General features: G+C 62.1%; 25 protein-coding genes and 1 tRNA gene. 18 read left to right on the top strand and 8 right to left on the bottom strand.

All coding sequences use genetic code 11. The features are described from left to right. The 3 genes from ACFORG_RS12810 to ACFORG_RS12800 all read left to right on the top strand — a co-directional run bounded on the left by ACFORG_RS12810 (nucleotide 1) and on the right by ACFORG_RS12800 (nucleotide 2,272). On the top strand, nucleotides 1–1,209 hold the full coding sequence (locus ACFORG_RS12810; RefSeq protein WP_386735924.1) for an NAD(P)/FAD-dependent oxidoreductase: 1,209 nt from the start codon (nucleotides 1–3) through the stop codon (nucleotides 1,207–1,209). 31 nt (nucleotides 1,210–1,240) lie between these two features. Next, nucleotides 1,241–2,077 carry an NAD-dependent epimerase/dehydratase family protein gene (locus ACFORG_RS12805; RefSeq protein WP_386735923.1) on the top strand — a complete coding sequence of 279 codons (837 nt, stop codon included), beginning with the start codon at nucleotides 1,241–1,243 and terminating at the stop codon, nucleotides 2,075–2,077. A 118-nt stretch (nucleotides 2,078–2,195) separates the two neighbouring features. Next, nucleotides 2,196–2,272: transfer RNA gene (locus ACFORG_RS12800), tRNA-Arg, on the top strand. 248 nt (nucleotides 2,273–2,520) lie between these two features. Here ACFORG_RS12800 and ACFORG_RS12795 read toward each other — a convergent pair. Continuing rightward, nucleotides 2,521–4,212: a calcium-binding protein gene (locus ACFORG_RS12795; RefSeq protein ID WP_386735922.1), complete on the bottom strand. Its 1,692-nt coding sequence runs from the start codon at nucleotides 4,210–4,212 to the stop codon at nucleotides 2,521–2,523. Nucleotides 4,213–4,564: 352 nt separating this feature from the next. On the opposite strand from ACFORG_RS12795, the gene ACFORG_RS12790 reads away from it, so the two are divergent. Further along, nucleotides 4,565–5,638: an AbrB family transcriptional regulator gene (locus ACFORG_RS12790; protein WP_386735921.1), complete on the top strand. Its 1,074-nt coding sequence runs from the start codon at nucleotides 4,565–4,567 to the stop codon at nucleotides 5,636–5,638. Here the strand turns inward: ACFORG_RS12790 and ACFORG_RS12785 are convergent. Continuing rightward, on the bottom strand, nucleotides 5,635–6,507 hold the full coding sequence (locus tag ACFORG_RS12785) for a LysR family transcriptional regulator (protein ID WP_386735920.1): 873 nt from the start codon (nucleotides 6,505–6,507) through the stop codon (nucleotides 5,635–5,637). The two genes, ACFORG_RS12790 and ACFORG_RS12785, sit on opposite strands and share 4 nt — an antisense overlap. Nucleotides 6,508–6,617: 110 nt before the next feature. Between ACFORG_RS12785 and ACFORG_RS12780 the strand changes: the two genes are divergently transcribed. Beyond that, the gene (locus ACFORG_RS12780; protein WP_386735919.1) at nucleotides 6,618–8,180 is read left to right on the top strand and encodes a proton-conducting transporter transmembrane domain-containing protein; all 1,563 of its coding nucleotides are present in this window, start codon (nucleotides 6,618–6,620) and stop codon (nucleotides 8,178–8,180) included. Between the two features lie 24 nt (nucleotides 8,181–8,204). Beyond that, nucleotides 8,205–10,607, top strand: a complete 2,403-nt coding sequence (locus tag ACFORG_RS12775; RefSeq protein WP_386735918.1) for a YbcC family protein — start codon at nucleotides 8,205–8,207, stop codon at nucleotides 10,605–10,607. 46 nt (nucleotides 10,608–10,653) lie between these two features. Here the strand turns inward: ACFORG_RS12775 and ACFORG_RS12770 are convergent, their stop codons facing one another. Next, nucleotides 10,654–11,013, bottom strand: coding sequence for a hypothetical protein (locus tag ACFORG_RS12770; RefSeq protein ID WP_386735917.1), 360 nt, complete (start codon nucleotides 11,011–11,013; stop codon nucleotides 10,654–10,656). A gap of 241 nt (nucleotides 11,014–11,254) precedes the next feature. Here ACFORG_RS12770 and ACFORG_RS12765 point away from each other — a divergent pair, with 241 nt between their 5' ends. Together ACFORG_RS12765 and ACFORG_RS12760 are read left to right on the top strand one after the other, a co-directional pair. Further along, the gene (locus tag ACFORG_RS12765; protein ID WP_386735916.1) at nucleotides 11,255–11,848 is read left to right on the top strand and encodes a rhodanese-like domain-containing protein; all 594 of its coding nucleotides are present in this window, start codon (nucleotides 11,255–11,257) and stop codon (nucleotides 11,846–11,848) included. Between the two features lie 12 nt (nucleotides 11,849–11,860). Then, nucleotides 11,861–12,130, top strand: a complete 270-nt coding sequence (locus tag ACFORG_RS12760; protein ID WP_386735915.1) for a GlsB/YeaQ/YmgE family stress response membrane protein — start codon at nucleotides 11,861–11,863, stop codon at nucleotides 12,128–12,130. Nucleotides 12,131–12,200: 70 nt separating this feature from the next. Here the strand turns inward: ACFORG_RS12760 and ACFORG_RS12755 are convergent, their stop codons facing one another. The 3 genes from ACFORG_RS12755 to ACFORG_RS12745 all read right to left on the bottom strand — a co-directional run bounded on the left by ACFORG_RS12755 (nucleotide 12,201) and on the right by ACFORG_RS12745 (nucleotide 13,319). Beyond that, nucleotides 12,201–12,386 (bottom strand): PLDc N-terminal domain-containing protein, encoded by a 186-nt coding sequence (locus tag ACFORG_RS12755; RefSeq protein WP_386735914.1) that lies wholly within the window; start codon nucleotides 12,384–12,386, stop codon nucleotides 12,201–12,203. Nucleotides 12,387–12,541: 155 nt separating this feature from the next. Continuing rightward, nucleotides 12,542–13,006, bottom strand: a complete 465-nt coding sequence (locus ACFORG_RS12750) for a GNAT family N-acetyltransferase (RefSeq protein ID WP_386735913.1) — start codon at nucleotides 13,004–13,006, stop codon at nucleotides 12,542–12,544. Nucleotide 13,007: 1 nt separating this feature from the next. Next, nucleotides 13,008–13,319, bottom strand: coding sequence for an ETC complex I subunit (locus ACFORG_RS12745; protein WP_386735912.1), 312 nt, complete (start codon nucleotides 13,317–13,319; stop codon nucleotides 13,008–13,010). A gap of 166 nt (nucleotides 13,320–13,485) precedes the next feature. On the opposite strand from ACFORG_RS12745, the gene ACFORG_RS12740 reads away from it, so the two are divergent. Further along, on the top strand, nucleotides 13,486–14,259 hold the full coding sequence (locus tag ACFORG_RS12740) for a hypothetical protein (RefSeq protein WP_386735911.1): 774 nt from the start codon (nucleotides 13,486–13,488) through the stop codon (nucleotides 14,257–14,259). Between the two features lie 96 nt (nucleotides 14,260–14,355). Next, nucleotides 14,356–16,554 (top strand): excinuclease ABC subunit UvrB, encoded by a 2,199-nt coding sequence (gene uvrB, locus ACFORG_RS12735; protein ID WP_386735910.1) that lies wholly within the window; start codon nucleotides 14,356–14,358, stop codon nucleotides 16,552–16,554. A 3-nt stretch (nucleotides 16,555–16,557) separates the two neighbouring features. Here uvrB and ACFORG_RS12730 read toward each other — a convergent pair whose 3' ends face one another. Next, nucleotides 16,558–17,280, bottom strand: coding sequence for an NYN domain-containing protein (locus tag ACFORG_RS12730; RefSeq protein WP_386735909.1), 723 nt, complete (start codon nucleotides 17,278–17,280; stop codon nucleotides 16,558–16,560). Between the two features lie 116 nt (nucleotides 17,281–17,396). Between ACFORG_RS12730 and ACFORG_RS12725 the strand changes: the two genes are divergently transcribed. The 3 genes from ACFORG_RS12725 (at nucleotide 17,397) to ACFORG_RS12715 (ending at nucleotide 19,016) form a co-directional block, all read left to right on the top strand. Next, nucleotides 17,397–17,648 carry a hypothetical protein gene (locus tag ACFORG_RS12725; protein WP_386735908.1) on the top strand — a complete coding sequence of 84 codons (252 nt, stop codon included), beginning with the start codon at nucleotides 17,397–17,399 and terminating at the stop codon, nucleotides 17,646–17,648. Between the two features lie 103 nt (nucleotides 17,649–17,751). After that, entirely contained in the window at nucleotides 17,752–18,120 is a 369-nt protein-coding gene (locus ACFORG_RS12720; protein ID WP_386735907.1) for a hypothetical protein, read from the top strand. 251 nt (nucleotides 18,121–18,371) lie between these two features. Further along, complete coding sequence (locus ACFORG_RS12715; RefSeq protein ID WP_386735906.1) at nucleotides 18,372–19,016, top strand: class I SAM-dependent methyltransferase; 645 nt, start codon at nucleotides 18,372–18,374, stop codon at nucleotides 19,014–19,016. 27 nt (nucleotides 19,017–19,043) lie between these two features. Here the strand turns inward: ACFORG_RS12715 and ACFORG_RS12710 are convergent, their stop codons facing one another. Beyond that, nucleotides 19,044–19,292: a TFIIB-type zinc ribbon-containing protein gene (locus ACFORG_RS12710; protein ID WP_386735905.1), complete on the bottom strand. Its 249-nt coding sequence runs from the start codon at nucleotides 19,290–19,292 to the stop codon at nucleotides 19,044–19,046. Between the two features lie 182 nt (nucleotides 19,293–19,474). Here ACFORG_RS12710 and ACFORG_RS12705 point away from each other — a divergent pair, with 182 nt between their 5' ends. From ACFORG_RS12705 to urtD, 5 genes are all read left to right on the top strand, one after another. Continuing rightward, on the top strand, nucleotides 19,475–19,852 hold the full coding sequence (locus ACFORG_RS12705) for a hypothetical protein (protein ID WP_386735904.1): 378 nt from the start codon (nucleotides 19,475–19,477) through the stop codon (nucleotides 19,850–19,852). Between the two features lie 288 nt (nucleotides 19,853–20,140). Then, nucleotides 20,141–21,424 carry an urea ABC transporter substrate-binding protein gene (urtA, locus tag ACFORG_RS12700; protein ID WP_386735903.1) on the top strand — a complete coding sequence of 428 codons (1,284 nt, stop codon included), beginning with the start codon at nucleotides 20,141–20,143 and terminating at the stop codon, nucleotides 21,422–21,424. A gap of 99 nt (nucleotides 21,425–21,523) precedes the next feature. Further along, the gene (gene urtB / locus ACFORG_RS12695; protein WP_386736044.1) at nucleotides 21,524–23,449 is read left to right on the top strand and encodes an urea ABC transporter permease subunit UrtB; all 1,926 of its coding nucleotides are present in this window, start codon (nucleotides 21,524–21,526) and stop codon (nucleotides 23,447–23,449) included. Between the two features lie 73 nt (nucleotides 23,450–23,522). After that, nucleotides 23,523–24,710, top strand: coding sequence for an urea ABC transporter permease subunit UrtC (gene urtC / locus ACFORG_RS12690; protein WP_386736043.1), 1,188 nt, complete (start codon nucleotides 23,523–23,525; stop codon nucleotides 24,708–24,710). Beyond that, nucleotides 24,707–25,447 (top strand): urea ABC transporter ATP-binding protein UrtD, encoded by a 741-nt coding sequence (gene urtD / locus ACFORG_RS12685; RefSeq protein WP_386735902.1) that lies wholly within the window; start codon nucleotides 24,707–24,709, stop codon nucleotides 25,445–25,447. The genes urtC and urtD overlap by 4 nt, the downstream gene beginning before the upstream one ends.

Raw genomic sequence — 25,447 nt, 5'->3', positions numbered from 1 at the left:
ATGACACAAACACCATCCCGGAATTCTTATGACGTCGTGATCGTGGGCGGTGCGATCATGGGCTCTTCGGTCGCGTGGTTCCTGACCGAAGAGGCCGGTTTCGACGGCCGTATCCTGGTTGTCGAGCGCGACACGAGCTACCAGGCCTGTTCGACGGCGCACACCAATTCCTGTATTCGACAGCAGTTTTCGGACCCCCTGAATGTACGCATCTCGCAGTTCACGGCCGAGTTCATCAAGAACCTGCGCGAGCGGATGGGCCGGGATGAGCGGGTGCCGAACCTGTCGATCCAGAATTACGGCTATCTCTATCTCGCCGATAACGAAGCTTTTGCCGAGACGCTGCGCGCCAATCGCGATGTACAGGTAGTGACCGGTGCCGAGACGCGCCTGCTGACGCCCGACGAGATTGCAGCGGAATACCCGTTCTACGATCTCGATGGCATCGTGATGGGCAGCATCAACACCAAGGACGAGGGTTACTGGGACGGCGGCACACTATTCGAATGGTTCCGCCGCTCTGCCCGATCGCGCGGCGTGGAGTATGTTGCGAACGAGGTCGTGGCGATGACCCGCAGCGCCGATGGCACGCGGGTGGACAGCGTCACGCTGGCCTCGGGCGAGGTGATCAGCTGCGGCACCGTGGTGAATGCCACAGGCCCGCGCGCGGCACGCACCGCCGCCATGGCGGGGCTATCCATCCCGGTGGAGCCGCGCAAACGGTTCACCTGGATCTTTACCGCCGAGCGGCCGCTCGACCGCGAATTGCCGCTGACCATCGACCCTTCGGGTGTGCATGTGCGACAGGATGGCCCGGCCAGCTACCTTGCCGGGTCAAAGGGCTTTACCGATCCCGCGGTCGATCCCGACGACTTCAGCATGGATCCCAACATCTGGCAGGAGGTCGTCTGGCCCGCCATCGCCACGCGCATCCCGCAATTCGAGGCGATCCGCGTGGTCACCGAATGGGCCGGGCACTATGCCTATAACACGCTGGACCAGAATGCCGTTCTGGGCCCCCATCCCGAAGTCGAGAACTTCATGTTCATCAATGGCTTCTCCGGCCATGGGCTGCAACAATCGCCCGCAATGGGCCGCGGGCTGGCCGAATGGATAACACATGGCAGCTATCGCAGCCTCGATATGACGCCATTTCACTATGACCGGATTGCCCGCAACGCGCCGATGCTGGAAAAAGCGGTGATCTGACACCGCAGCCAAGGAAAGAAGGAGACGCCGAATGAAGAAACTCGTCCTTACAGGAGCCGCCGGTCGGCTGGGGTCCCACCTGCGTGAGCCACTGTCGAAGCTCTGCGACGAGCTGATCTCGACCGATATCGCCGACGATATCGGAACGCTCTACGACGGTGAGACTTATGTTAAGGCCGACCTCGCTTCCTACGACGAGGTACACGCCGCGCTGGAAGGTGCTGAGATGGTCGTCCACTTCGGCGCGATCGGCGACGAGGCCCCGTTCGAACAAATCCTCGGCCCCAATATCGTGGGCGCGTACAACGTGTGGGAAGCAGCGTTCAAGCATGGCGCGCGCCGGGTGGTTTATGCCAGCTCGATCCACGCCGTCGGCATGTATCCGAAGAACGAGTTCATCGGTACGGACGTTCCGCACCGGCCCGATACCTATTACGGCCTGGCCAAGTGTTTTGCCGAAGATCTTGCGCGGATGTACTGGGAAAAGCGCGGTATTGAGGCTGTCTGCATGCGTATCCTCTCCTGCGCGCAAGTGACGAATGCCCGGGCCGTCGGCTCCTGGCTCAGCTATGACGACCTGATCCAGCTTGTCACCCGCGCCATCGATACCCCGGTCACGGGGTTCAGCGTGGTCTACGGCGTTTCGAACAACGACCGTGCCCCGGTGGATAACGCGGCAGCCTCGTTCCTGGGCTATCGGCCCAAGGACAATGCCGAACAGTTTGCCGAAGAGATCTTTGCCGAAGCGCCCCGGATGGACCCGCAGGACCCTGGCCACATGTGCCACGGCGGCCCCTTCGCCTCGGTCGAACTGGGCCATAGCGGCACGGCCACCATGGGCATCGTGGACGACCGGAAAAAAACCTGACGCGTCCGCGCTTTCGACATAACTGCCGCCCCGGAAAGCTTGCGGCTTTCCGGGGCGGCAGAAGCCCTTGCGTCGGCCCTTTTCCACCCATCCGGCATCTGCTAAGGCAAGGAACGACGGCCCCTTAGCTCAACTGGATAGAGCACGGTCCTTCTAAGTCCGGGGTTGCAGGTTCGAGTCCTGCAGGGGTCGCCATCTCCCAAATAGCATCGCAAGACACTGCGGTTCGCAGGACGCAAGAGGCGCGTTTTGGTTTCTTGCGTGGCAATTTTGGCTTGGACTTCTATGGTATCCCCCTCCAAGGTCAGGCTCCGATCGTCTGATCGAAGGAACCCAAGGATGATCTGCTGATCAAAGATCGTTCGCCCCCTGTCACCACTCGACAGGTGCAGTTCACCCAGAAAGAGGATACCCCAAGGAATACGAGCATTACTCGTGTTGCCTCAGGCTAGGTCCCACACGATCGGGTCAATCGCCACGCCTTCCGCGCTGGGCAGTTCCAGACGCAACTCTTCGAGCGAACCCACAGAGCGTATTTCGGCGAACTCATGCTCCGGGGCGCTCTCCGTTTCGCGATAGACGATGGTCACGGTCCCGACGCCATCACCGAGACCGCCATCGGGCTGGGGGTCGATACGCAGATAGAAATCGTCGCGGTCCCAGCGGTCGCCATCCACGATCAGCCGGTCGCCATCGTCGGCATCGAAGTAGTGAACTATCATATGGCCACGCGGGGTCAGCAAGAAGGTGTCGGCCCCGGCACCGCCATTGGCACGGTTGTGCCCAGTATCGCCATAAATGAAGTCATCCCCATCTCCGCCCGAGAACAGGTCGTCACCACGCCCGCCAGATAGCACGTCATTGCCAGCGCCACCGCCGATGCTGTCATTGCCGTCGCCACCCTGGACCATGTCGTTGCCCGCCTGCCCGCCAAGGACGTCGTCGCCGCGCGCGCCCGCTATCGTGTCGTCGCCGTCACGACCGTTGATGGTGTCATCATAGTATTCCGAGCAACTGTAACCCGCCGGACCCCCTCCACAGGAAGACGTGTAGCGAGACGGCGTGTTGCTCCATGCTTCGATGATTGTATCATCTCCAGGTCCGCCGTCGATGTTATCGCCGTGATCTCCCCCGTCGATGATGTCATTGCCAGCGCCGCCTTCGACCCGGTCTCGGTTAGCGCCTCCGTCAACCGTGTCGTTTCCCTCGCCGCCATCGATCCCGTCTCGATTGGCGCCACCGCGAATGATGTCGTGCCCGGCATCGCCTTGTAGGGTGTCGGTGCCACGGTAGTATTGCTCGCCATCTCCCCCTTCGAGAGTGTCATCACCGTCGCCACCTCGAATGAGGTCCTGACCGGCTCCGCCCACCAAGGAGTCGTTCCCCTCATCGCCGCTCAGCTCATCGTCTCCGGTACCGCCGATGATCGTGTCGTCCCCATGGCCACCGGCAATGATCAGAGGTTCGGTCAGGAAACTGCCGGAGATTCGATCAGCCTCATCGGTTGCTTCGGACGGAATAAGCGGCTGAACGACGCCGTCGATGATGCGATACTGCCAAACAGCGGCTACGCCAGTGTTGCCGACAAGGTTCTCGAGATTGAAGTTTTCAGGCACACCTTCCTCGTAGAAACCGTGATCTGAAGTGTAGGGCGTTCCGAAGCCTGCCCACCAATTTTCAAACTGCCCGTGGGCTGTTGGGTCGAAAAGGTCTTGGTATCGGAAAATGATCTCGGAGTTACCGTCCCCCAAGTCCATTATTTCAAGCTGAAACGTCAGATAATCATTGCTCTGTTCGCCGAGAAAATAACTCAGGTTCTGCCAGGTGATTACGACAGAATCGCGCTCAACGTTCCTGTCAAGAAAGACCCCGCTGTCGACATACGGTTGGAAGTCGCGCGACGAAGCGTACATGTTGGGGTTATAGAATGGGGCAATAAAGAAACTGTCGGCAAACTGGACAGCGCCTTGTCTGCCAAGGGTAAATTCTGAAAAGTAATCGTCTCCAATACGCAGGCCGCTTTCGAAAGTATCCACGATAGAAACAGAGGCGTCGGAGGTCCAATGGCCACCGTCAAAATAGACTTTGTCTCCGGTCGGTAACAAAGTGGCATCGGGAACGTCGGTGTATTGCATGCTGAGTCCAGTCTTTTAGGGTTACGAAGAGCTTCCAAACGTATCCCGCTGGATAGGCCCTTTTGGCCGGACCACATGAAGTATCTGAGTGAGATAAACGATATCGGCATTGATTGTCGGATTCTGATGTTTAGCGATCCGCCGTGAGTGTTTCCTCTGGACCCGTTGCAAGTGACATACTTGGCTTGAAACCGTGAGGGCATTGCAGGACCAGAAGCATTGTCTATTTATTTCTGATACTTCGCTCTTTATTGAGGTTACCGACGCGCCCTCCTGCAAGGAGGGGGTGCCATCTGTTGGCGCCTTGCCCGCTTGGGTCCGGTCGCCTTGTCTTCCGTATCGGGGTTCCAGGTTGGACGACCCAATCCGCAAGTTTCTGACGCTGTTCGGCCTGCTGGCAGCCGGTCTGGCCGGTGCGCTCTTGGCCCGGGCCATGGGTGCGCCCCTGCCCTTTCTGCTGGGCAGCCTCGTCGTCACCGCCAGCGTTTCGCTGACAGTTCATGCACAAACGGGCCGTAAGCTGTGGTTTCCCGAACTCCTGCGACGCGGCTTTGTCGCAATAATCGGGTTGATGATCGGCAGCAGCTTTTCGCCCGAGCTGATCGACCTGCTTCCCGGCCTGTGGCCCTCCATGCTCGCGCTTGTCGTCTTTATTGTTCTTGCCGAACTGGTTGGTTACGCCGTGTTTCGCGGTATCGGACGCTATGACCCGGTGACCGCAGCCTACTCGGCGATGCCGGGGGGCCTGATCGAGGCAGCGATCCTAGGCGAACGGGCGGGCGGCGATGTCGCTACGGTAAGCCTCCAGCACTTCATCCGCATCGTTCTTGTCGTGGCGCTCGTCCCGATGATTTTCCTCGTGGTAACTGGTGATGCCGTTGGCAGCGCCGCTGGCGAGGCGATGACCGAAGGGGCTGCGCGCTGGCAGGACTGGCTGCTTTACGCGGCGCTTGCCCCTGTCGGTCTGCTTCTCGGCCAATGGTTGCGGGTGCCTGCCGGTCAGCTCGTCGGCCCGCTCCTGCTCAGCGCCGTTCTGAACGGAACCGGCCTGCTCGCTCTGGCCGGACCGGCGTCTTTGCTGAACCTGGCACAGCTGGTCGTGGGATGCGGATTGGGCGTCCGGTTCGCCCGGTCGACGCTGCGGCAATTGCTGACCGGCGCGGGGTTAGGCTTCGTCGCGGTAAGCCTGACGCTCTGCATCAGCGCACTGTTTGCATGGGCACTGGCACAAGGCTCGGCAATGCCGTTCTCGGCCCTGCTCATCAGCTTTGCGCCGGGCGGCGTGACCGAAATGAGCCTAATCGCGCTGAGTCTCGGGGTCAGCCCGCTTCTGGTCACGGTTCACCACCTTTTCCGGATCGTGCTGACAGTGACTCTCGCAGGGATGGCGGCCAACCGTGCGCAATCCTGGCTGACGCGGCGCTAGTCGGCACCTTCGAGCAATTCCTTGACCAGAGGGTTGGGAAAACGCCGGTCAAGCGTGACCGCGTAAAAGGTCTCGGTGATACGCGGGTGTTCCTGCGCCTCGACCAACCTGCCAGAGGCCAGCTCATCCTTGACGACGATGGGCGGCACCAGTGCAAGCCCCACATCCTCTCGCGCCAGAAGGCGCATCATCGCCATGTCGTCAACCTCGGCCGCGATATTGAGGCGAATACCCAGCCTGTTGGCCAACGCGTCGAAGGCCGCGCGCACAGTGCTGTCGCGCGTCTGCAGGATCACGGGTTGCGCACTCAAAAGATCGGCCAGCGGGCGCGATGGGTCCAGCCGATCGGGCGTTCCGACAAGACCGATCGCCTGTTCGGCAACCCTGTGAACGACGAAGGGCGCAAGCCCGTCACCGGGCGGTTCGCGGTTCATCAAAACGATGTCGAGGTTGAGCGTGGTCAAACCTTCAAGGAGTTCCGCCGTGCTGCCGGACCGAAGGATCACCTCGACATCCGCCCGCGACAGGATCGGTCGGAGAAAGCCGATCTGGAAGTTGCGCGATAGCGTTGCAAGCGCACCGACCCGCAGCGCCGACCTGCCCCGGCCCGCTTCCTGAAGCGTTGCAACAAGTTCTTGACCTGTCGCGAAAATGGAATCGGCATGGTCCAGCGCGATGCGCCCGGCCTCGGTCAGGTGCAACTGCCGTCCGCGGCGTTCGAAAAGGGCGTGCCCGAGCCGCTCTTCGAGCTGTTTGATCTGCACGGAAAGCGCCGATTGCGACAGGTTCAGCCGCTCGGCCGTACGGGTGAGATTCCCGTCATGGGCAACGGCCCAGAAGTAACGCAGATGATGATAGTTCAGCGGCATATCGTTCTATTTAAGTGAACGCGTTTTTCAAAACAATGAATTTTTCTTCACCCCGTGTAAGCGTTACCTCCGCTGACAGCCTTGTACCACGCGAATTCGGAGACGTTTCGATGGCCTATCTGTTTCTACCTCTTCTCGCCCCTGCCGCGCTCTTGCTCGTTGCCTATTTGGCAACGCGTCGGCCCGGCAAACGCCCGGGTCACCTGCCGCGACTGGCAGAGGTCGCGGCGTTGATCGCCCTGGGCGCATCGAGCCTGTCCGCGGTTACACTGGTGGTAAATGGAGCGGGAACATCGGCCTTGATCGGTCTTGCAGGCGTCGGCCTCAGCATCCGGCTGGACGTGATCAGCGTCACGATGCTGATGCTCGTCAGCTTCGTGGGATGGGTAGTCTTGCGCTACTCCGCCACCAGCCTCGACGGCGAGGAGCGGCAGGGTGCCTTCACCGGATGGATGGCCGCAACCCTGGCTGCCGTCCTGCTTCTGGTCAGCGCGGGCAACCTTGTGCAATTGACACTCGCATTTTTTGCCACGAGCTTCGGCTTGCACCGGTTACTGCTGTTCTATCCCGACCGGCAAACCGCCCTGCGTGCAGCGCGCAAGAAGGCGTGGGTCGCACGGGCCAGCGAAGTCGCCCTGGTTGCCGCTGTGATCACGCTGATCGCCGGATCCGGCACCACCGATATCGCGACCCTTCTGGAAAACGCCGCACCCGGGCCTGTAACTGCGCTGGCCGCGATTCTGATCGCTGCGGCGGCGGTCCTCGCTTCGGCTCAATTCCCATTCCACGGCTGGCTGACCGAGGTAATGGAAGCACCGACACCCGTATCGGCTTTGTTGCATGCCGGTGTCATAAACGCGGGCGGGTTCCTGTTGATCCGGATGGCCGACGTGATGCTCGCCGCACCCGGCGTGCTGGCGGTCCTCGCGATGCTCGGCGGGTTCACTGCACTGTTCGGCGGTCTGGTGATGCTGACCCAACCGGCGGTCAAGACCGCGCTTGCCTGGTCCACCATCGCACAGATGGGCTTCATGATCCTTCAATGCGGCCTCGCACTGTTTCCCTTGGCGCTTTTGCACATCGTGGCGCACTCTCTCTACAAGGCGCATGCTTTCCTCAGCGCGGGAGAGGCGGTGCGCGCCGTGGCCGCGACACGCAGGCCGGGACCCGTCGCGGTGCCCAGCGCCCGAAACGTGGCGCTTGCCTTTGGCGTGGCCATCGCGATCTACGGCGTGATCTATGCCGCGATTGGTGCGCTGCTCGGATTTGACGGGAAATCGGTGCAGGCCGTTGCGCTTGGTGTGATCCTGATCTTCGGTGTTGCCTACCTGCTGGCGCAAGGACTGGCCGATGCCGCCCCTGCCGCCCTGACACGGCGGACGGCACTCTACGCGGGCGCAGCCTCGATCAGCTATTTCCTGCTTCAGCGCGTCGCCGAGGCGATGACCAAGGGCACCCTGCCCGCGACGCCGGCACCCGGACCGCTGGAATGGGCCCTGATCTTCCTTGCGCTGGTCAGCTTCGGCGCGGTTGCCGTTGCTCAGGCAAGTTTTCCGCTCTGGGCTGGGCATCCCGCCGCAGCTGGACTGCGCGTGCACCTGTCCAACGGTTTGTACGCGAATGCGCTGTTCGACCGCCTGTTGGGCGGCTGGTCGCGGCAAACCACTCACTGACACCCTGATCCGGAGGATTCCAACATGACCATGCAACACGCGATCTATACCGCCGGACTTCTGGAACTGGTGTCCAAGGCCAATGAAGCGGTCAAGGCCATCCCACCGCTTTTCGCCCTGGATGCGAGCGTCGCGGTAAACCCGTTCCTTGGACAATCGGGCGAGCCTCTGGCCGTCACCGCCGCGCGCCTGGCACGGGTCGGTGGCGTCCGGATCGGTCCGGACCGGGCCGCCATCGCCACCAAGCTCGCCGACGGGCACATCACCGAAGACGACTTGCGCGCCGCTCTCGATGTCGTACGCGGGTTCGACCGGCCGACACTTGACGAGGTGATGGCCGCCCTGGACGCGCCCGCGACGGCGCCGCACGCGTTGCCGACAGTTGCCGAACTGGCCGCACAAGTCTCGGGTCGTGACTGGCCGGGCCTTATTGAAGAGCGTATCGGCGCCTGGGCTGGCGCGTGGTTCGATCGGGGTCAGGCGCTGTGGCAGCCAGCGCGGCGCGGTGGCGCATGGCTTGCCTGGCGCGACCACGCATCCCGCGACCTGACGCCCGAGATCCACGGCCTGACCGGTTTCGGCGCATTCGTAAGCCAAACGTCACGGTCACCCTGGCGTGCCCTTGGCCGGTCCTCGGAAACTCTCGGTCTGTCTTCTGAGGCCGCAGGAACGGCGTTCCACCGGCTACTGATGGACCTTGGCGGCTGGGCGCAATACGCGCGCGGACTGGGTTGGCACGCAGACCTCGCCGGTGAAAACGACAATACCGCAGCCGAGCTTCTCGCCATTCGGCTGGTCTGGGAAGAGGCACTGTTCACCCTCTACCGCGAAGAAATATCGGAACTCTGGGCCGAAACAGTGGCCGCGCATGCCCAACCCGTCACCCCCGGACGGGAGCAGGTAATCGACGCGATCCTGCAAGAGGCCGCGGAACGGGCCGAACAGCGCATGCTGGCCGAAACGCTGGAAACAGGAACGCCGCGTAACAGTTCCGAACGCCCGCGCGCACAGGCCGCGTTCTGCATCGACGTCCGCTCGGAACCATTTCGGCGGGCGCTCGAGGCGCAGGATAACGGTATCGAAACACTGGGCTTCGCCGGGTTTTTTGGCCTGGCCACGGCGCATTGCGCAGCCGGTTCTGACGTGATCGAAGCACGCGGCCCAGTGCTCATCCCTACGGGCGTCTCAACGCGCGCCGATGAAAGCGAGACCGCCGATCGGGATCGGCGTTACGCCGCGCGGGCAAAACGCGCCTGGGGGCGGTTCAAGGGCGCGGCGGTTTCGTCCTTTGCCTTTGTCGAGGCAGCTGGCCCGGCCTATGCCGGAACGCTTTTGCGCGACACGCTTGGCATGCGCAAACTGCCCGAACGCAACGACCCGCCGCCGCGCCTGGACCCCGCCCTGACCGAGGCACAGCGGCTTGACGCGGCCGAGACGATCTTGCGCGCCATGTCCCTGACCGACGGCTTTGCCCGGGTCGTGATGCTGGCCGGGCACGGGGCGAGCGTGACCAATGCGCCGCATGAAAGTGCGCTGCAATGTGGGGCTTGCGGCGGACATGCCGGTGATGTGAACGCGCGTCTGTTGGCCAATCTCCTCAATGAGGCCACGATCCGCGACGGGCTGAAAGATCGCGGTATCGAAATCCCGCAGGACACGCTGTTCCTGGCCGCGGTGCATGATACCACGACGGACGCGGTGACGCTCTACGACGGCGATGCGGAAACCGCTGCCTGGAAGGCAGATCTTGCGAAACTGCGCGATTGGCTCGATGCAGCGGGTCGTCTGACGCGGACCGAACGCGCAGCCCGGTTGCCACGGGCAAACAGCGAGCGTGCCGTCATGCAGCGGGCCAGCGACTGGGCCGAGTTGCGGCCCGAGTGGGGATTGGCCGGCTGTCGCGCCTTTATTGCCGCCCCGCGTGGACGGACCGAAGGCACCACACTGTCTGGCCAAAGCTTCCTGCACAGCTACGACTGGCGTTCGGATCAGGGTTTTGGCGTGCTGGAATTGATCATGACGGCTCCGGTCGTCGTGGCCAGCTGGATCAGCCTGCAATACTACGGTTCCACCGTCGCTCCGGAACAGTTCGGCGGCGGCAACAAACTGCTGCACAACGTGGTTGGCGGGATTGGTGTGCTCGAGGGCAATGGTGGCGCCCTGCGCCCCGGCTTGCCTTGGCAATCGGTCCATGACGGCGACGGGTTCCAGCACGACCCGCTGCGCCTGACGGTGATGATCGAGGCCCCTCGCGAGGCGATGAGCGAGATCTTGTCACGCCACCAAGCGGTGCGTGACCTGTTCGACAATCGTTGGCTGCACCTCATTGCGCTGGACGACCAGGGACGGATGGCATGGCGCTATGACGGTGATCTGCAATGGTCTTCGATGCAGTCCTCTGAAGGTCAGGCCATCGCGGCCGAGTAAGTAACAGGCCGGGTGCGTAACGCGCCCGGCCCTCGGGTTGATGGGTTCAGCACTTGCCGAATTTCTTTTCGACCACAGTGATCCCGCCGATCGAAATGCTCACCTTGACACCAGTGGGGATACCCCATGTCGTGCAGATCGACAGGCAGGCCTTGGCCGCCTCTCCATCCGGAAACTTGATGGGGATCGGGATGCAGACCTTGCCGATGCCAAGGGGCAGGTCGAGGCAGACCTTGTGGTCAGACACGGTCACCGCGATGCATTCGGCCAGCAGGCTCAATTCACCGGAATCCGAAATGTCGGAGGTCGAATCCATGGCCATCAGGTTCTTGTCTTCATGGGCCGCGCGCGCGGCCTGAAGCGCTTGGTTGACTGCCTCGTGGTCGAATGAATGGTATTCGGGCATTGTAAAATCTCCTCAAGACAAAACCCCTCACCTCACCGGAACACGAGTTTCCGGCGTCCCGCGGAGGCGGTTGAATGAAATAGATGCAGGCCGGTTTACCTTAGGGAAATTTTGGCGATTCCACAACTGAAGGTTGCTGTTTCAGCGATGTGATTGCGTCGACTTCGTTTCGAATCCATGCTTTCGCTGCAAGGAACTAATCCGTTCTTCACGCGTATTTTGTCTGACCGAAGGAGACTTCATGCCTGCCCTGCGCCCATGGACAGCCCTGCTTTGCGTAATGGCGACACAAGCCATTGCCGACCCGGTGAACATTCGCCCCGATATTGCCAGCGTCACGGTCGAAACCGAGGACGGGCCGGTCGAGATTTCGCGCATACAGAACAACGAGAACCAGTTGTCGGGATACTGGGCACAGACCTCGCGCGCGTGCCCTCCCTTCTGTATCCAGCCGATGTCGCCCGCGCCGGGCGTCACAACGATTGGTGAGATCGAACTTCTTGATTTCATTGAGAAAGGTGAAGGGCTCGTGATCGACAGCAGAACCCATGACTGGTATGCCGGGGGCACGATCCCGGGTGCGATCAGCATACCTTATGACCAAGTCCTAGACCGCATGGCAGAGATGGGGTGCGAGGCGGATTTCGATGGCTGGGATTGTGCGGATGCGCAGCCCGTCGCGCTGTTCTGCAACGGTGTCTGGTGCGGGCAATCTCCGACAGCGATCCGCAACATGCTGGACGCCGGATATCCGGCTGAACGGATCTACTACTACCGGGGCGGAATGCAGATGTGGCGCATGCTGGGGCTGACCGTTTCGGGGAATGGCAACTGACAGAGGGTTGAAATGGAAGCATTTTTCGACGTAGTCGGAGTCTTGGCGCTGATCATCATGGCACTGGTCGGCGCGGGTGTCGGCTGGATCGTGGGCAAGACTTCCCGCGGGAGTACGGGTCTTTACATGCTGATCGGCGTCCTTGCCGCGGTCAGCGCGCCCTTCCTTCTCGCGGCGCTTGGGCTTTCGGTGGTGGCGGCCGGGGGCGTCATTCTGCTGGTGATAATGTCAGGCGTTGTGGCCCTGATCATTCTTGGTATTGCCCGCGCGATCCTGCGCTAAGCCGTTGTGATAAAAAGAAAATGGGCCGGCGTTTTGCACCGGCCCATTTTTTTGGTTCGCAAGGTTCGGTTCAAACCCGGACCGACCCGCCACGCGGACCTGCAACCAGCCAAGCGATGAAGCCGAGTACGGGCAGGATCAGAATGACAAGGGTCCAGACGATCTTGGCGAGGGTCGATGCGCCCGAGGTGAAGACCTGATAGATCGCGTAGATGTCGGCAATCAGGACGAGGATGCCGAGAATACCATATTCCATGAGTAGTTCCTCCGGTCTGTGTGATCGGACAACGTGTCAGGGTGGTACCGGTTCCGTCGGGGTGAATTGACCGTTTTGTACATAGAATCTGGGAGCGATTGACCGTTTTGTACCCCCGTGTACCCCCGGCTCGCCAGACAGCCGGGCGGCGTCGGTCAGAGATCCAGTCGCATGAACGCGCTGTTGGGGTCGGGACCGTATCCGGGAATCGGGCTGCAATATTCGTAACCCAGACGTTCATAGAGCGCGCGGGCCGCGGCGTATTCGGGCAGATGATCGGCCCCGGTTTCGAGCACCAGCGCGGAGTGGCCCCGGTCGCGGGCGACCGCGTCCAGATGCGCCATGATGCGGCGGGCAAGGCCGCGCCCGCGGGCGCGTTCGACCACGTGCACCGATTTGACCTCGGCCGTGCCATCGTCCAGCGACTTGAGCGCGCCGCAGGCCAGTACCTCGCCGTTTTCGTAGAGCGCAAAGAACGCAATCCCGGGCTCGGCCAAGGCCTGGGCATCCATCGTGTGGTTCGACGTCTGCGGCGTCGCGGTCCAGCTATGTTCGAGATGCGCCCGCAAGAGCGGCGCCATGTCCGGCGCTTGCGGGTCGGCAGGCCGGATATCGCTCATCTCAGTGGGTCCAGGGGCTGCGCCGGTCGGTGGCAAAATTCTCGCCATAGCCGCGCGGGCGCAGGTTGGGCTTGCGCTTGTGCGGCTCGATCACCTGTGCCTCGATGCCATTAACCTCGGCATAGGCGATGGCCTCTTCCTTGCTGTGAAAGCGAAGGCGCACCTGGGTCTGCGTGTCCTCGGAAGAGGTCCAGCCCATCAGCGGATCGACCTCGCGCTTGGAGGCGGGCGCGAATTCCAGCACCCAATCCCGCGTCTTGGCCATGCCAGACGTCATCGCGTTGCGGGCCGGTTTGAAAATGCGTGCTTGCATGTGCTCCATTCCTCGTCCGGGAGGCGTATCCATGCACGTATCGATCATTCCAAGCCTCTAGGCAAGGGACACGACGTCCCGCCAAGGCATGTTAACGATCATTTGGCCGAATCGTAATAACGTCCCCTGCATTGACCTAGAGACAGGAGCCTTTGGAGTTTTTTGTATGCGAGTATTTTTGTTTGTTCTGTTTGCGGCGCTTTGCGGCTCTTGGTTACCCTCCCCGTCACGCGCTGATAGCATTGAGATCACGATCTACGACGACGGACGATCTTGTCCCGGCAACTGCGATGCTCATGTCGTTTTCAATCGTTCACTGAACGGAACTGAGTATGCGTCCTCGCCCGAAAGCGCGCGTTCAGATCCCGAACCCTGTACGCGCGGCGAAATGTGCAGAATATGTTTCAGCACCGACGACAAGGACTGCATGGACGTTCGGTACCGTGGAAGTGGTCCTCCGGCAGGTAAATTCGACTTTACGCCAAGCTTTTTCGCCGAGCATTGCAAGCGTAAGGGATTACCGCCATCACTTGACTCCCATTGCTCGTCAATGGCTGCCGCCGTCCGCCGTTCCGGCTATGACAAGCGCATCAACTGCTTCGATGACCCACAACACGAAAAGTGCAAAGAGACGATGCAGGAAGCTCAGGCGGCCTTCAAAGCCGACCTTCCCAAGTGGGAGAACTGCCAAGCCATGGGCCAGGCTGCATTCAACGCGAAGCAGACCAGCGACTCTGAAAGGCGTATTTACGATTGCGCCTACAGCAAGCTGAGTTTGGGAGGACCCAACAGCAACGGAACAAGATGGAAGATCCTGCTGCCTGCGTCCTGCCGACCGGGCACCTATGTAGGACGAGACGGCCTGGATTGCTGCAACGCAGATCGCAGTATGGCAGCTGCACTGCATCCTGAATGCAGCAGCTTTTTTCCGAAACCTTGAGGCCAAGGCAGGGCATTCCTGAAAAGGAAATACCCTGCCGGTCTTGAACGGGAACAAAAACAGATCAAATCATGGGGGCTGAAAGGAATCGCCCCCATGCCGTATGCCCATTCCGACAAATCCGAGCCGATCCTGCACGCGCCTGCGCCGGATGTGAAGAACCGCCCCAAGCTGGAGGGCGGCAAGCGGTTCGTGATGCAGACGGATTTCAACGCAGCGGGCGACCAACCCACGGCCATTGCCGAGTTGACTCAAGGCGTGCAGGACGGCGAGCGGGACCAGGTGCTGCTGGGCGCGACCGGCACCGGCAAGACCTTTACCATGGCCAAGGTGATCGAGGAGACGCAGCGCCCGGCCATCATCCTTGCGCCCAACAAGACGCTTGCGGCACAGCTATACGGCGAGTTCAAGGGCTTCTTTCCCGACAACGCGGTGGAGTATTTCGTTTCCTACTACGACTATTACCAGCCCGAGGCCTACGTGCCGCGCTCGGACACGTATATCGAGAAGGAAAGCCAGATCAACGAGCAGATCGACCGGATGCGCCACTCGGCCACGCGGGCGCTGCTGGAACGGGATGACGTGATCATCGTGGCCTCGGTCTCGTGCATCTACGGTATCGGTTCGGTCGAGACCTACGGGGCGATGACGCAGGATCTGAAGGTGGGCGGCGAGTACGACCAGCGGCAGGTGATCGCGGATCTGGTGGCGCAGCAGTATCGCCGCAACGACCAGGCGTTTCAGCGCGGCTCGTTCCGGGTAAGGGGCGACAGCCTCGAGGTTTGGCCCGCCCACCTCGAAGACCGGGCGTGGAAGCTGTCGTTCTTTGGCGAGGAGTTGGAGGCGATCACCGAGTTCGACCCGCTGACGGGGCAGAAGACCGACAGTTTCGAGCAGATCCGGGTTTACGCGAATTCGCACTACGTGACTCCGAAACCGACGATGCAGCAGGCCATTCTGGGCATCAAGAAAGAGTTGCGCACGCGGCTGGACCAGCTTGTCGGCGAGGGCAAACTGCTGGAGGCGCAGCGGCTGGAGCAGCGGACGAATTTCGACCTTGAGATGCTGGAGGCCACCGGCGTCTGCAACGGAATCGAGAACTACTCGCGCTACCTGACGGGCCGCGCGCCGGGGGAGCCGCCCCCCACCCTTTTCGAGTTCATCCCAGACAATGCCATCGTCTTTGCCGATGAAAGCCATGTCTCGGTGCCGCAGATCGGCGGTATGTACCGGGGCGACTATCGGCGCAAGTTCACGCTGGCCGAACACGGCTTTCGCCTGCCGTCGTGCATGGACAACCGCCCCCTCAAGTTCGAGGAATGGGACGCGATGCGGCCGCAATCGGTCTTTGTCAGTGCGACACCCGCTGGGTGGGAGTTGGAACAGACCGGCGGCGTATTCACCGAGCAGGTGATCCGGCCCACCGGGCTGCTCGACCCGCAGGTCGAGATCCGGCCCGTCGAGATGCAGGTGGATGATTTGCTGGACGAGGTGCGCAAGGTCACGGCCGAGGGCTACCGGACGCTGTGCACCGTGCTGACCAAGCGCATGGCCGAGGATCTGACCGAGTACATGCACGAGCAGGGCATAAAGGTCCGCTACATGCATTCCGATATCGACACGATAGAGCGGATCGAGATCCTGCGCGACCTGCGGCTTGGCGCTTTCGATGTGCTGGTGGGGATCAACCTGCTGCGCGAAGGGCTGGATATTCCCGAATGCGGGCTGGTGGCCATTCTGGATGCCGACAAGGAGGGCTTCCTGAGGTCGGAAACCTCGCTGATCCAGACCATCGGGCGCGCGGCGCGCAACGCAGACGGACGGGTCATCATGTATGCCGACCGCATCACCGGCTCGATGGAGCGGGCGCTTGCCGAAACCGAACGCCGGCGCGAGAAGCAGATCGCCTATAACGAGGAGCATGGCATCACGCCCGCAACCGTGAAGAAGAATGTCGAAGACATCCTTGCCGGGCTTTATCAGGGCGACGTGGATATGAACCGCGTGACGGCCAAGATCGACCCGGGGCTTCAGGGCTCGAATCTGCAGGCGGTCCTGGACGGGCTGCGCACCGACATGCGCAAGGCCGCGGAGAACCTGGAATTCGAGGAAGCCGCTCGCCTGCGCGACGAAATCAAGCGGCTGGAAGCGGTGGACCTTGCCGTGGCCGACGACCCGCTGGCGCGGCAGCAGGCGGTGGAGAAGGCCTCCGAAGCGGCCATCGGTTCGCGCGGGCGGTCAACAGCCGGGCGACCGGGTCAGCGTGGCGGGAATGTGAAGAGGAAGAAAAGATAATCGCTATCCGAGGTGGACTTGTCTTTTCTCGATCCTGCCACGCAAAAATACCTCTTGCCGTTCGACCAGAGGGTGGCTTTCCCGCCAATCCCTGAAACGATCATTCGTGACGATGCGGGCTTTCAGCCTTTCAGCGTCGCGGATCAGCAGCGGATCAGCGGGAGTTCCCTTTGGCGCGACGGAAATGCGGCGCGCCGGATAGCCTAGTGCCTTGGCCAGGTGATCGGGCGACATGTATCGACCCGCTACCAGGTAACCCACATTCGCATCGAACCACAAAAGTGGCTCAAACCCGTCGAGAACGAGCTTTTCAACGACCATGCGCACCGACGCCAAAGCCGGAGTTTCATCAGCCCAATAAAGAACATTCGAGCCGTCAACCACGACCCAATTCGGGCGTTTGAGGAGTTTTGTCCTGAAAAACAGAATGGTTGTCAGAACGAAGCCTGTCGCGCCGATCAGAAAGGGTATGGTCAGTATCGGACCAAAAGCCACAACAGACCAACACGCCAAACCGACGGACGAAACAAAGAGTAGAAACAAAAAAATCATACCGTGCCCGATAGAGATCCTGCCATTCTTTGCAATGATATACGCTCTGAAACTTGGAGAATATCTGATTTGTCGCGTGAAAACCGCGGGATCCACCGGGATTGACTCTGTTTCCGGAGAATTTCGAGATTGTTTGGAGAAACGGCCAACCCACACGTCGTAATTGAATAACAACAGCAGGTGCTGCCCCGGGACCAAGGACAGTCGCACATTCAGCCAAGGCGGGACCGGCGCACCTCCGATTGGACAGATAGGCCCATGCGCCTTAACCTGCCGGGATGAAACGCGCCGTGATTGTTCTCTCGCTAGCCTATGCCATCCTTTATGCCTGGGCCTGGATCGACACTGCGACCGCGCCGATGGATACGGCGGGGCGGGGCATGACCTTTGGGTTTCTTACGGTCGGCGTCGGTATAACCGCCCTGTTCGTAATCCCCGCGCTGATCCTTGCCTTGCGCGACAAGGCGCTGAAATGGGCGCTGGGGCTGGCATTGACGCCTGCGGCCCTGCTGGTGCTGATCTCGCTGTCGGGCACGATCTGAACGGGTGCCTTGCCCGGAGCGGGGCTGCGCCTATCCTGAGGGTATGCGCGTGTTCATCCTTTGCCTCATGCTTGCCGGTCCAGCCTCTGCCTGGGAGGCGACGGTGGGAGAGATCTGTACGCTCCACCACCAGACGGATGGGGCCGAGATCCTGCTGACCTATGACCCGGCCAAGCCGCTTTATACGGTCACCGTGACGCTTGGGGATGGCCGCTGGCTGGTCGCGCCTTGGTTTGCCATGCGCTTTGACGGGCGTAACCGGATCGACATTTCTACCCCGCACCACAGCCTGTCGGCGGACGGTTCGGCGCTGAGCGTCACCGATACGGGTTTCGGCAACGTCCTGAACGGGTTGGAGTTCAACGAGAGAGCGCTGGCCTATACCCCGGATCGGGCTGTCGAATTTTCCCTGCAGGGGGCCGCGCCCGAAGTGCGGCGGTTCCGCGAATGCAAACCGGTGCCGCTGTCCTGAGACCTGCCTGATCGCAACGACACCCTTGGGGCTGGTCAGATCAGCGGCACGAAGGGCACGTCGCACGCGGCGAGTGCAAGGCATCCTGCGAGAATTAGCCATTTCGCCATGTCGTCTCCTCCATCCAGCCTTTCTGGCGGTCGCCCGAAACCGAACACGGGGAGGGTCGGTTTTCAACCCGCGGTCCGCCTGACGGGTTGATTTGCAGCCGAGGCGTGGCATGGTTCCGCCAGTCGAGCGGGGAATTGCGCATGTCGGTCTTCGACCTCATCACCAGCAGGTACAAGCACATCCCCTATATGGATGGGCGGCGGGCGGCGGTTCTGCGCGAGATTATCACCGAAAACGGTGCGCGTGACATCCTCGAGATCGGTTTTTACCAGGGCAAGAGCAGCATCTGTATCGGCGCGATCCTTGAGGACCTGGGCGCGGGAAAGCTGGTAACGATCGACAAGGGCACGGCGCGCAAGCACGAGCCCAACATCCTTGACCTGCTGGAGGAAACGGGACTGGGCCACCGGGTCGAGCCCCGCTTTGCCCACCGTTCGTACACGTGGGAGATGCAGAAGATGATCGCCGCGCAGCCCCGGCCGCAATTCGACCTGTGCTACTTTGACGGCGGGCATCAGTGGGACGGCACAGGGTTCGGCGTGGTGCTGGTCGACATGCTGCTGAAACCCGGCGGGATCCTGGTGCTGGACGACATGAACTGGTCTATGGCGCGGTCGGCCTATCACCGCGAAAGGCCGGGATCGGTCGCCGGGTTCTCGCAGGATGAGCGCGAGGCGCAGACGGTGCGGCTGGTCTGGCGAACGGTTCTGCCGCACCTGGGCTATGCGCATCTGCGCGAGTACCCCGCGCTGGACTGGGGCGTCGCGCGGAAGCCTGGTGGATAGCCATAGCGGATCCGGTCCGCCGCCGGTTCAGAAATCGAACAGATCTTCGAGGAAGCCGCCTCGCTTCTTTTTCTTGCGGTATCCTTGATCCTCGTACCCGCCATGCATGTCGCGACCGGGCGGGGGCGGCGGCGGGGCCTGCACCACCGAGCGGTCGATGATCTTGTCGAGCTCACCGCGATCCAGCCAGACGCCGCGGCATTGCGGGCAGTAATCGATCTCGACACCCGAGCGTTCGGCGATCACGAGGGCGGTTCCGTCGATGGGGCATTTCATTGGCGTCAATCTCCCTTGGCGTCTGTTCGATATAGATAGGGTTTCGCGCGGCGATTTCATCCTGCAACGGGCCGGTATCGTGTGGCGGGGCGCCCGTGGGCAGGGTGACATCTGCGACGCAGGCGCAGGAGTTTTCAAACTGCCCGCTTGATTAGCGCTTTTTTCGCTATCATGATGAATTCATGAGCGGTTTGCGAATAATTTTGCCGTTGATCTTGGGCCTTGCCGTGGGCGGGCATGCAAATGCGCGCGAGGACCTTTTGACGCTGTTCGCACGCTGCTCGGGCCAGCTTTCGGCGGAACGCGAACATGCGTGGCTGATGCAGACCGACAGTGACGGGTTCGAGAGGGAGCGCAGTCAGTTCCTGTCCCTGGTCGAAGCGATTGCGGGCGAGAAGTCCGGGCGCGCGGCACTGCACCACCAGATCGAAGCCAAGCACCTGCATGCCGCCTTGCTGCGCGAGGCGAGCTTTGGCCGGGATCCGCTCCGCTCACGCGTGGCGCGCGAACAAGCAGCGGGTCGGATTCGGCTGTGCCGGGGCCTTCTTTTGGGAAGTTGACGGGTCAAGAACGACGAATTTTCGCCCAATTTGCAGGCACACCATGTGATTGCGCCTGTTTTCCGTGCAAATAGGCCCGGTGTGCCGACCAACACCCTGCCTGACCTCGCTGCACTGCGGCGCATCCCCGTAGGCTTTGCCGTGGGCCGCGAGGTCCAGTGAAACGTGCGTCGGTGCCGGCCTAGGAAACCAAGACACCAACGCACTCCGCAATTGATGCGTAAGGGGGGATATGGGGCGGTTCGTGCCGCCGCGCAACGCCCTGCGCGACGCGCAAAGGATAAAGCGATGTCAAAGACACTTCTGGGAACCACCGCCGCCGTTCTGCTTGCCACGGTCATGCCAGCCGCCGCGCAGGATGTCTCCTGCCCGATCAAGGTAGGCGTCCTGCACTCCCTGTCGGGGACGATGGCCATTTCCGAGACCACGCTGAAAGACACCATGGAGATGCTGATCGAACAGCAGAACGGCAAAGGGGGCGTTCTGGGCTGTGAGTTGGAAGCCGTGGTGGTCGATCCCGCATCCGACTGGCCGCTTTTTGCCGAGAAGGCGCGTGAGTTGCTGACCGTGCACGAGGTTGACGTGATCTTTGGCAACTGGACTTCGGTGAGCCGGAAATCGGTGCTGCCGGTGATCGAGGAACTCAATGGCCTTCTGTTCTACCCTGTGCAGTACGAAGGCGAGGAAAGCTCCAAGAACGTGTTCTACACGGGTGCCGCGCCCAACCAGCAGGCGATCCCGGCCACGGATTACTTCCTTGAGGAACTGGGCGTCGAGAAATTCGCGCTGCTGGGAACCGACTATGTCTATCCCCGCACGACGAACAACATCCTTGAAAGCTACCTTCAGTCGAAGGGCATCGCCGAGGAGGACATCTTTGTCAACTACACGCCCTTCGGCCATTCCGACTGGTCCAAGATCGTCGCCGACGTGGTCGCGCTGGGGGCCGATGGCAAGAAGGTCGGCGTGATTTCGACCATCAACGGGGACGCCAATGTCGGCTTCTACAAGGAACTGGCGGCGGCGGGTATCTCGGCCGACGACATTCCGGTGGTGGCCTTCTCGGTCGGGGAAGAAGAGCTGTCGGGTCTGGATACGACGAACCTTGTCGGGCATCTGGCGGCGTGGAACTACTTCCAGTCGGCCGATACCGACGCCAATGCCGAATGGGTCTCCGCATGGAAGGCACGCATGGGCGAAGAGCGCGTGACCAACGACCCGATGGAGGCGCATTACATCGGCTTCAACATGTGGGTGAACGCAGCCGAGGCGGCAGGCACCACCGATGTGGATGCTGTGCGGACCGCGATGTACGGGCAGGAATTCCCGAACCTGACCGGTGGCACGGCGGTCATGCTGCCCAACCATCACCTGGCCAAGCCGGTGCTGATCGGCGAGATCCAGGAAGACGGGCAGTTCGACATCATCAGCCAGACCGAGGAAGTGCCGGGCGATGCCTGGACCGACTTCCTGCCGGAATCGGCGGTGCTGAAGTCCGATTGGAAGGATCTGGGCTGCGGGATGTACAACACCGAGACCGAGAGCTGCGTGCAGATCAAGTCGAACTACTGACATCGGTTGGCAGGGGGCGGCTGACGCCCCCTGCCCCTTAAGACCCTCTGCCCTTCCAGAAGGACGAACGATTTGCGGAAATTTCTGGCGATCTGCCTGATGGCCCTTGGCATACCAGCCGGGGCGCAGGACGCGGGCGCGCCCATCCAGACCCTGTTGCAGGAGCATGGCGAGGTCATCGCCAAGAGCTCGCGCCGGACCATCGGGCCGGCCATCGACGCGTTGACCGAAAGCGGCCTGCCGGAGGCCCAGCGCGTGCTGGAGAGGTGGCAGGCCAAGGAGATGTGGCGCAACGAAGAGACCGGCCTGTTCGTCTTTGCCGAAGAGATCGATCGCGACACGCTGCGGATTTTCGATTTCGCCGACGGCTCCGAGATCGGCGTGGTCCCGGACGAGGCGTTCGACCAGTTGAAACCCAATAGCGGCATCCGGGGCATGATCGGCGCGGCGCTGGTTCGGTTCCAGCTAACCGACCCCGACCCGGCCGCCCGCGCGACGGCACTGGACGCCATTGCCCGCGACGCCGAGGCGACGCACCTTGTCGCGTTGCGCAAGGCTGTGACGCAGGAGGACGATCCCGCGCTGGCCGCACGGATGGAGCGGCTGGAACGGCTGCTGACCATCCGGTTCGGCGAGAGCGAGGCCGAACGCATCGCCGCCATCGAGAGCTTTGACGGTGATCTGGGCGTGGATGTGCGCGCCGCGCTGAACCCGCTGATCGCGACGCGGCTGGAAGTGGCCGACACAGAGCCCGAAGGCGCGGAGGTGGCGCGCATCCTGGAGCCGGGCAGTGAGGCGTTGTCTCGTGCCGACGCCTATGGGCTGTTGGTCGATGAGGGCCTTGCCCCGCCGCCCTTGTCGCGCGATATGCAGCGCGACGTTCTGGTCGCCAATATCGAAGGCGGCTCGGTCGCAGGTATCGAGGTCGCGGCGCTGGACACCGAGACCGCGCGCGACGCGGCCTATGCCGCGCTGGTGACGCGCGGGCTGGCCGAACCGGCCGCGACCGAGGCCGAGGTCGATGCGAACCTTGATGCACATGTGTTTTTCGAGCGCTATGTCGGCGCGCCGCCCACGGTTGCGGCTGCCGCGGCGGCGGTGCTGAAGGGTATCGAGAACTCGGTTGCATTGAACCAGGCGGCGGATCTGGCGCTGGATGCGGTCTCGCTCGCCTCGATCTATTTCCTGGCGGCGATCGGGCTTGCCATTACCTTTGGCGTGATGGGCGTCATCAACATGGCGCATGGCGAGTTCATCATGATGGGCGCCTATACCGGTTTCGTCGTGCAGCAGATCGTGCCCGATCACACCGCGTCGATCCTGCTGGCGATCCCGCTGGCCTTTGCCGTGACCTTCGCCGCCGGAGTGGCAATGGAACGACTGGTGATCCGCTGGCTGTATCACCGGCCGCTCGAGACGCTTCTGGCCACCTTTGGCGTGTCCATCGCGCTGCAGCAGCTGGCCAAGAACATATTCGGCACGCAGGCGCGCCCGCTGACGGCGCCGGGCTGGCTGGACGGGTCTCTGGTGGTGAACGACATCGTGTCGATCAGCTATATCCGCATCGCGATATTCGTGCTGGCGCTTCTGTTCCTGGGGCTGTTCCTGCTGGTGATGAACCGCACGCGGTTGGGGCTCGAGGTCCGTGCGGTGACACAGAACCCGCACATGGCAGGATCGATGGGGATCAACCCGGACCGGATCAACATGCTGACCTTCGGCTTTGGGTCGGGCATTGCCGGAATCGCCGGGGTGGCCATCGGGCTTTATGCCAAGGTGACGTCGGAGATGGGGTCGGATTACATCGTGCAGAGCTTCATGACCGTGGTCGTGGGCGGTGTCGGCAACATCTGGGGCACGCTGCTGGGCGCCGGCATGATCGGCGGGCTGCAGAAGGTGATCGAATGGCTGAACCCGTCGAACACGCTGGCGGCGCAGACCTACATGATCCTTTTCATCATCCTGTTCATCCAGTTCCGGCCGCGCGGGATCATAGCGCTCAAGGGCCGGGCGGCGGAGGCGTGACATGAGCGATTTGGCCCTTTCCCCCGGCTTGCGCCGTCCGCTCGTGGCCCGCTACCCGGCGCTGGCTGTTTTCATGATCCTTCTGGCGCTCTTTACCATCGGGGTGACGATCCTGTCCGAAGGGTTCGGGATCGGCGTGATCTCGACCTCTTTCGTCAAGACGCTGGGCAAGACGCTGTGCCTGTGCCTTGTCGCGCTGGCGATGGACCTTGTCTGGGGCTATTGCGGGATCCTGTCGCTGGGGCACATGGCGTTTTTCGGGATCGGCGGATACGCCATCGGCATGTGGCTGATGTATGCGCGGACCGAGATCATCGTGGCCGAAAGCCTTGCCGCAGCGCCGCTGCCGCCCACCCCGCAAGAAATCTCGGACGGGATCGCAACGCAGATCTTCGGCGTCGTGGGTGCGTCGGAGTTCCCGCCGATCTGGGCCGTGGCGCATTCCCTGCCGCTGCAACTGCTGGCTGCCGTCCTGGTCCCGGGGCTGATCGCGCTGGTCTTTGGCTGGCTGGCCTTCCGCAGCCGGGTGACGGGCGTCTACCTGTCGATCCTGACGCAGGCGATGACACTGGCGCTGGCGCTCTACCTCTTCCAGAACGACAGCGGGCTGCGCGGCAACAATGGCCTGTCGGGGCTGCAAAACCTGCCGGGCCTCGACCATGTGCCGCAATCGACCGTTTCGCTTTGGTTCTTCTGGGCCTCGGCGCTGGCGCTGGCTCTGGGGTACCTTCTGTGCACATGGATCGTGTCGGGCAAATTCGGCTCGGTCATCCGCGCGATCCGCGATGACGAGGCGCGCGTGCGGTTCCTGGGCTACCCGGTCGAGGCGTACAAGCTGTTCGTCTTTACCCTGACCGCGGTGATCGCGGCCGTCGCGGGCGTGCTCTACTACCCGCAGGCCGGGATCGTGAACCCGGCCGAGATTGCGCCCATCGCGTCGATCTACCTGGCGGTCTGGGTGGCAATCGGCGGGCGCGGGCGGCTTTATGGTGCGGTGATCGGCGCGGCGCTGGTCTCGCTTCTGTCGACGTGGTTCACCGGCGGACAGGCCCCCGATATCGACCTGGGCTTTTACACGATCCGCTGGGTGGACTGGTGGACCATAGCACTGGGCCTGTCCTTTGTCGCGGTGACGCTTTTTGCCCCCAAGGGGATCGGCGGGCTGGTCGACCTGTGGACCGAACGGCGCAGCCCTGACCGCCACGGTGCGGACCTGGGTCCGGATGCAGGCGCATTGCGCGAGAAGGAGGCCAGCGAATGAGCATGTTGCTGGAGGTTTCGGGCGTCTCTGTCTCGTTCGACGGGTTCAAGGCGATCAACAACCTGACCTTTCAGATCGGCCCGGCCGAGATGCGCGCGGTGATCGGACCGAACGGGGCGGGCAAGACGACCTTCATGGATATCGTCACGGGCAAGACCCGGCCCGACGAGGGGCGCGTTCTTTGGGGGGAGAAGTCGCAATCGCTGCTGAGGATGAGCGAAAGCCAGATCGCACGCGCGGGAGTGGGGCGGAAATTCCAGCGCCCCACCGTCTTCGAGGACCAGACGGTTGCCGAGAACCTGATGCTGGCGCTGAAAAAGGCGCGCGGCCCCATGTCGGTGCTGCGCTTTCGTGCGGGCAAGCAGGATCGCGAAAAGGTCGGCGCACTGGCCGAAGAGATCGGACTGGCGGGCGCGCTGGCCCGCAAGGCGGGCGAGTTGAGCCACGGGCAAAAGCAGTGGCTGGAGATCGGGATGCTGCTGGCGCAGGAGCCGAGGCTGCTGCTGGTGGATGAGCCCGCGGCGGGTATGACGCCGGCCGAGCGCGAGCATACAACCGCGTTGCTGGTAGAGGCGGCCAAGACGCGCGCCGTGGTGGTGGTGGAGCATGACATGGAATTCGTGCGCCGGCTGGATTGCCGGGTGACGGTTCTGCACGAAGGCTCGGTGCTGGCCGAGGGCTCGCTGGATTTCGTGACGTCGAACGAGAGGGTGATCGAGGTGTATCTTGGGCGATAA

The organism is Lutimaribacter marinistellae, from assembly GCF_042648365.1.
Lineage (GTDB): Bacteria > Pseudomonadota > Alphaproteobacteria > Rhodobacterales > Rhodobacteraceae > Lutimaribacter_A > Lutimaribacter_A marinistellae.
Note: the sequence above shows the minus strand (reverse complement) of the source record. Positions and strands in the feature narration are given on the sequence as shown.

Excerpts from the sequence above, each read along its gene's own strand:
- urtC (WP_386736043.1), top strand. The coding sequence starts at position 23,523 with ATGATCCTTCTGGCGCTCTTTACCATCGGGGTGACGATCCTGTCCGAA.
- ACFORG_RS12710 (WP_386735905.1), bottom strand. The coding sequence starts at position 19,292 with ATGAAATGCCCCATCGACGGAACCGCCCTCGTGATCGCCGAACGCTCG.
- urtD (WP_386735902.1), top strand. The coding sequence starts at position 24,707 with ATGAGCATGTTGCTGGAGGTTTCGGGCGTCTCTGTCTCGTTCGACGGG.
- ACFORG_RS12740 (WP_386735911.1), top strand. The coding sequence starts at position 13,486 with ATGCGAGTATTTTTGTTTGTTCTGTTTGCGGCGCTTTGCGGCTCTTGG.
- urtB (WP_386736044.1), top strand. The coding sequence starts at position 21,524 with ATGGCCCTTGGCATACCAGCCGGGGCGCAGGACGCGGGCGCGCCCATC.
- ACFORG_RS12780 (WP_386735919.1), top strand. The coding sequence starts at position 6,618 with ATGGCCTATCTGTTTCTACCTCTTCTCGCCCCTGCCGCGCTCTTGCTC.
- ACFORG_RS12805 (WP_386735923.1), top strand. The coding sequence starts at position 1,241 with ATGAAGAAACTCGTCCTTACAGGAGCCGCCGGTCGGCTGGGGTCCCAC.
- ACFORG_RS12765 (WP_386735916.1), top strand. The coding sequence starts at position 11,255 with ATGCCTGCCCTGCGCCCATGGACAGCCCTGCTTTGCGTAATGGCGACA.
- ACFORG_RS12770 (WP_386735917.1), bottom strand. The coding sequence starts at position 11,013 with ATGCCCGAATACCATTCATTCGACCACGAGGCAGTCAACCAAGCGCTT.
- ACFORG_RS12750 (WP_386735913.1), bottom strand. The coding sequence starts at position 13,006 with ATGAGCGATATCCGGCCTGCCGACCCGCAAGCGCCGGACATGGCGCCG.
- ACFORG_RS12795 (WP_386735922.1), bottom strand. The coding sequence starts at position 4,212 with ATGCAATACACCGACGTTCCCGATGCCACTTTGTTACCGACCGGAGAC.
- ACFORG_RS12705 (WP_386735904.1), top strand. The coding sequence starts at position 19,475 with ATGAGCGGTTTGCGAATAATTTTGCCGTTGATCTTGGGCCTTGCCGTG.
- ACFORG_RS12745 (WP_386735912.1), bottom strand. The coding sequence starts at position 13,319 with ATGCAAGCACGCATTTTCAAACCGGCCCGCAACGCGATGACGTCTGGC.
- urtA (WP_386735903.1), top strand. The coding sequence starts at position 20,141 with ATGTCAAAGACACTTCTGGGAACCACCGCCGCCGTTCTGCTTGCCACG.
- ACFORG_RS12775 (WP_386735918.1), top strand. The coding sequence starts at position 8,205 with ATGACCATGCAACACGCGATCTATACCGCCGGACTTCTGGAACTGGTG.
- ACFORG_RS12760 (WP_386735915.1), top strand. The coding sequence starts at position 11,861 with ATGGAAGCATTTTTCGACGTAGTCGGAGTCTTGGCGCTGATCATCATG.
- ACFORG_RS12755 (WP_386735914.1), bottom strand. The coding sequence starts at position 12,386 with ATGGAATATGGTATTCTCGGCATCCTCGTCCTGATTGCCGACATCTAC.
- uvrB (WP_386735910.1), top strand. The coding sequence starts at position 14,356 with ATGCCGTATGCCCATTCCGACAAATCCGAGCCGATCCTGCACGCGCCT.
- ACFORG_RS12785 (WP_386735920.1), bottom strand. The coding sequence starts at position 6,507 with ATGCCGCTGAACTATCATCATCTGCGTTACTTCTGGGCCGTTGCCCAT.
- ACFORG_RS12715 (WP_386735906.1), top strand. The coding sequence starts at position 18,372 with ATGTCGGTCTTCGACCTCATCACCAGCAGGTACAAGCACATCCCCTAT.
- ACFORG_RS12810 (WP_386735924.1), top strand. The coding sequence starts at position 1 with ATGACACAAACACCATCCCGGAATTCTTATGACGTCGTGATCGTGGGC.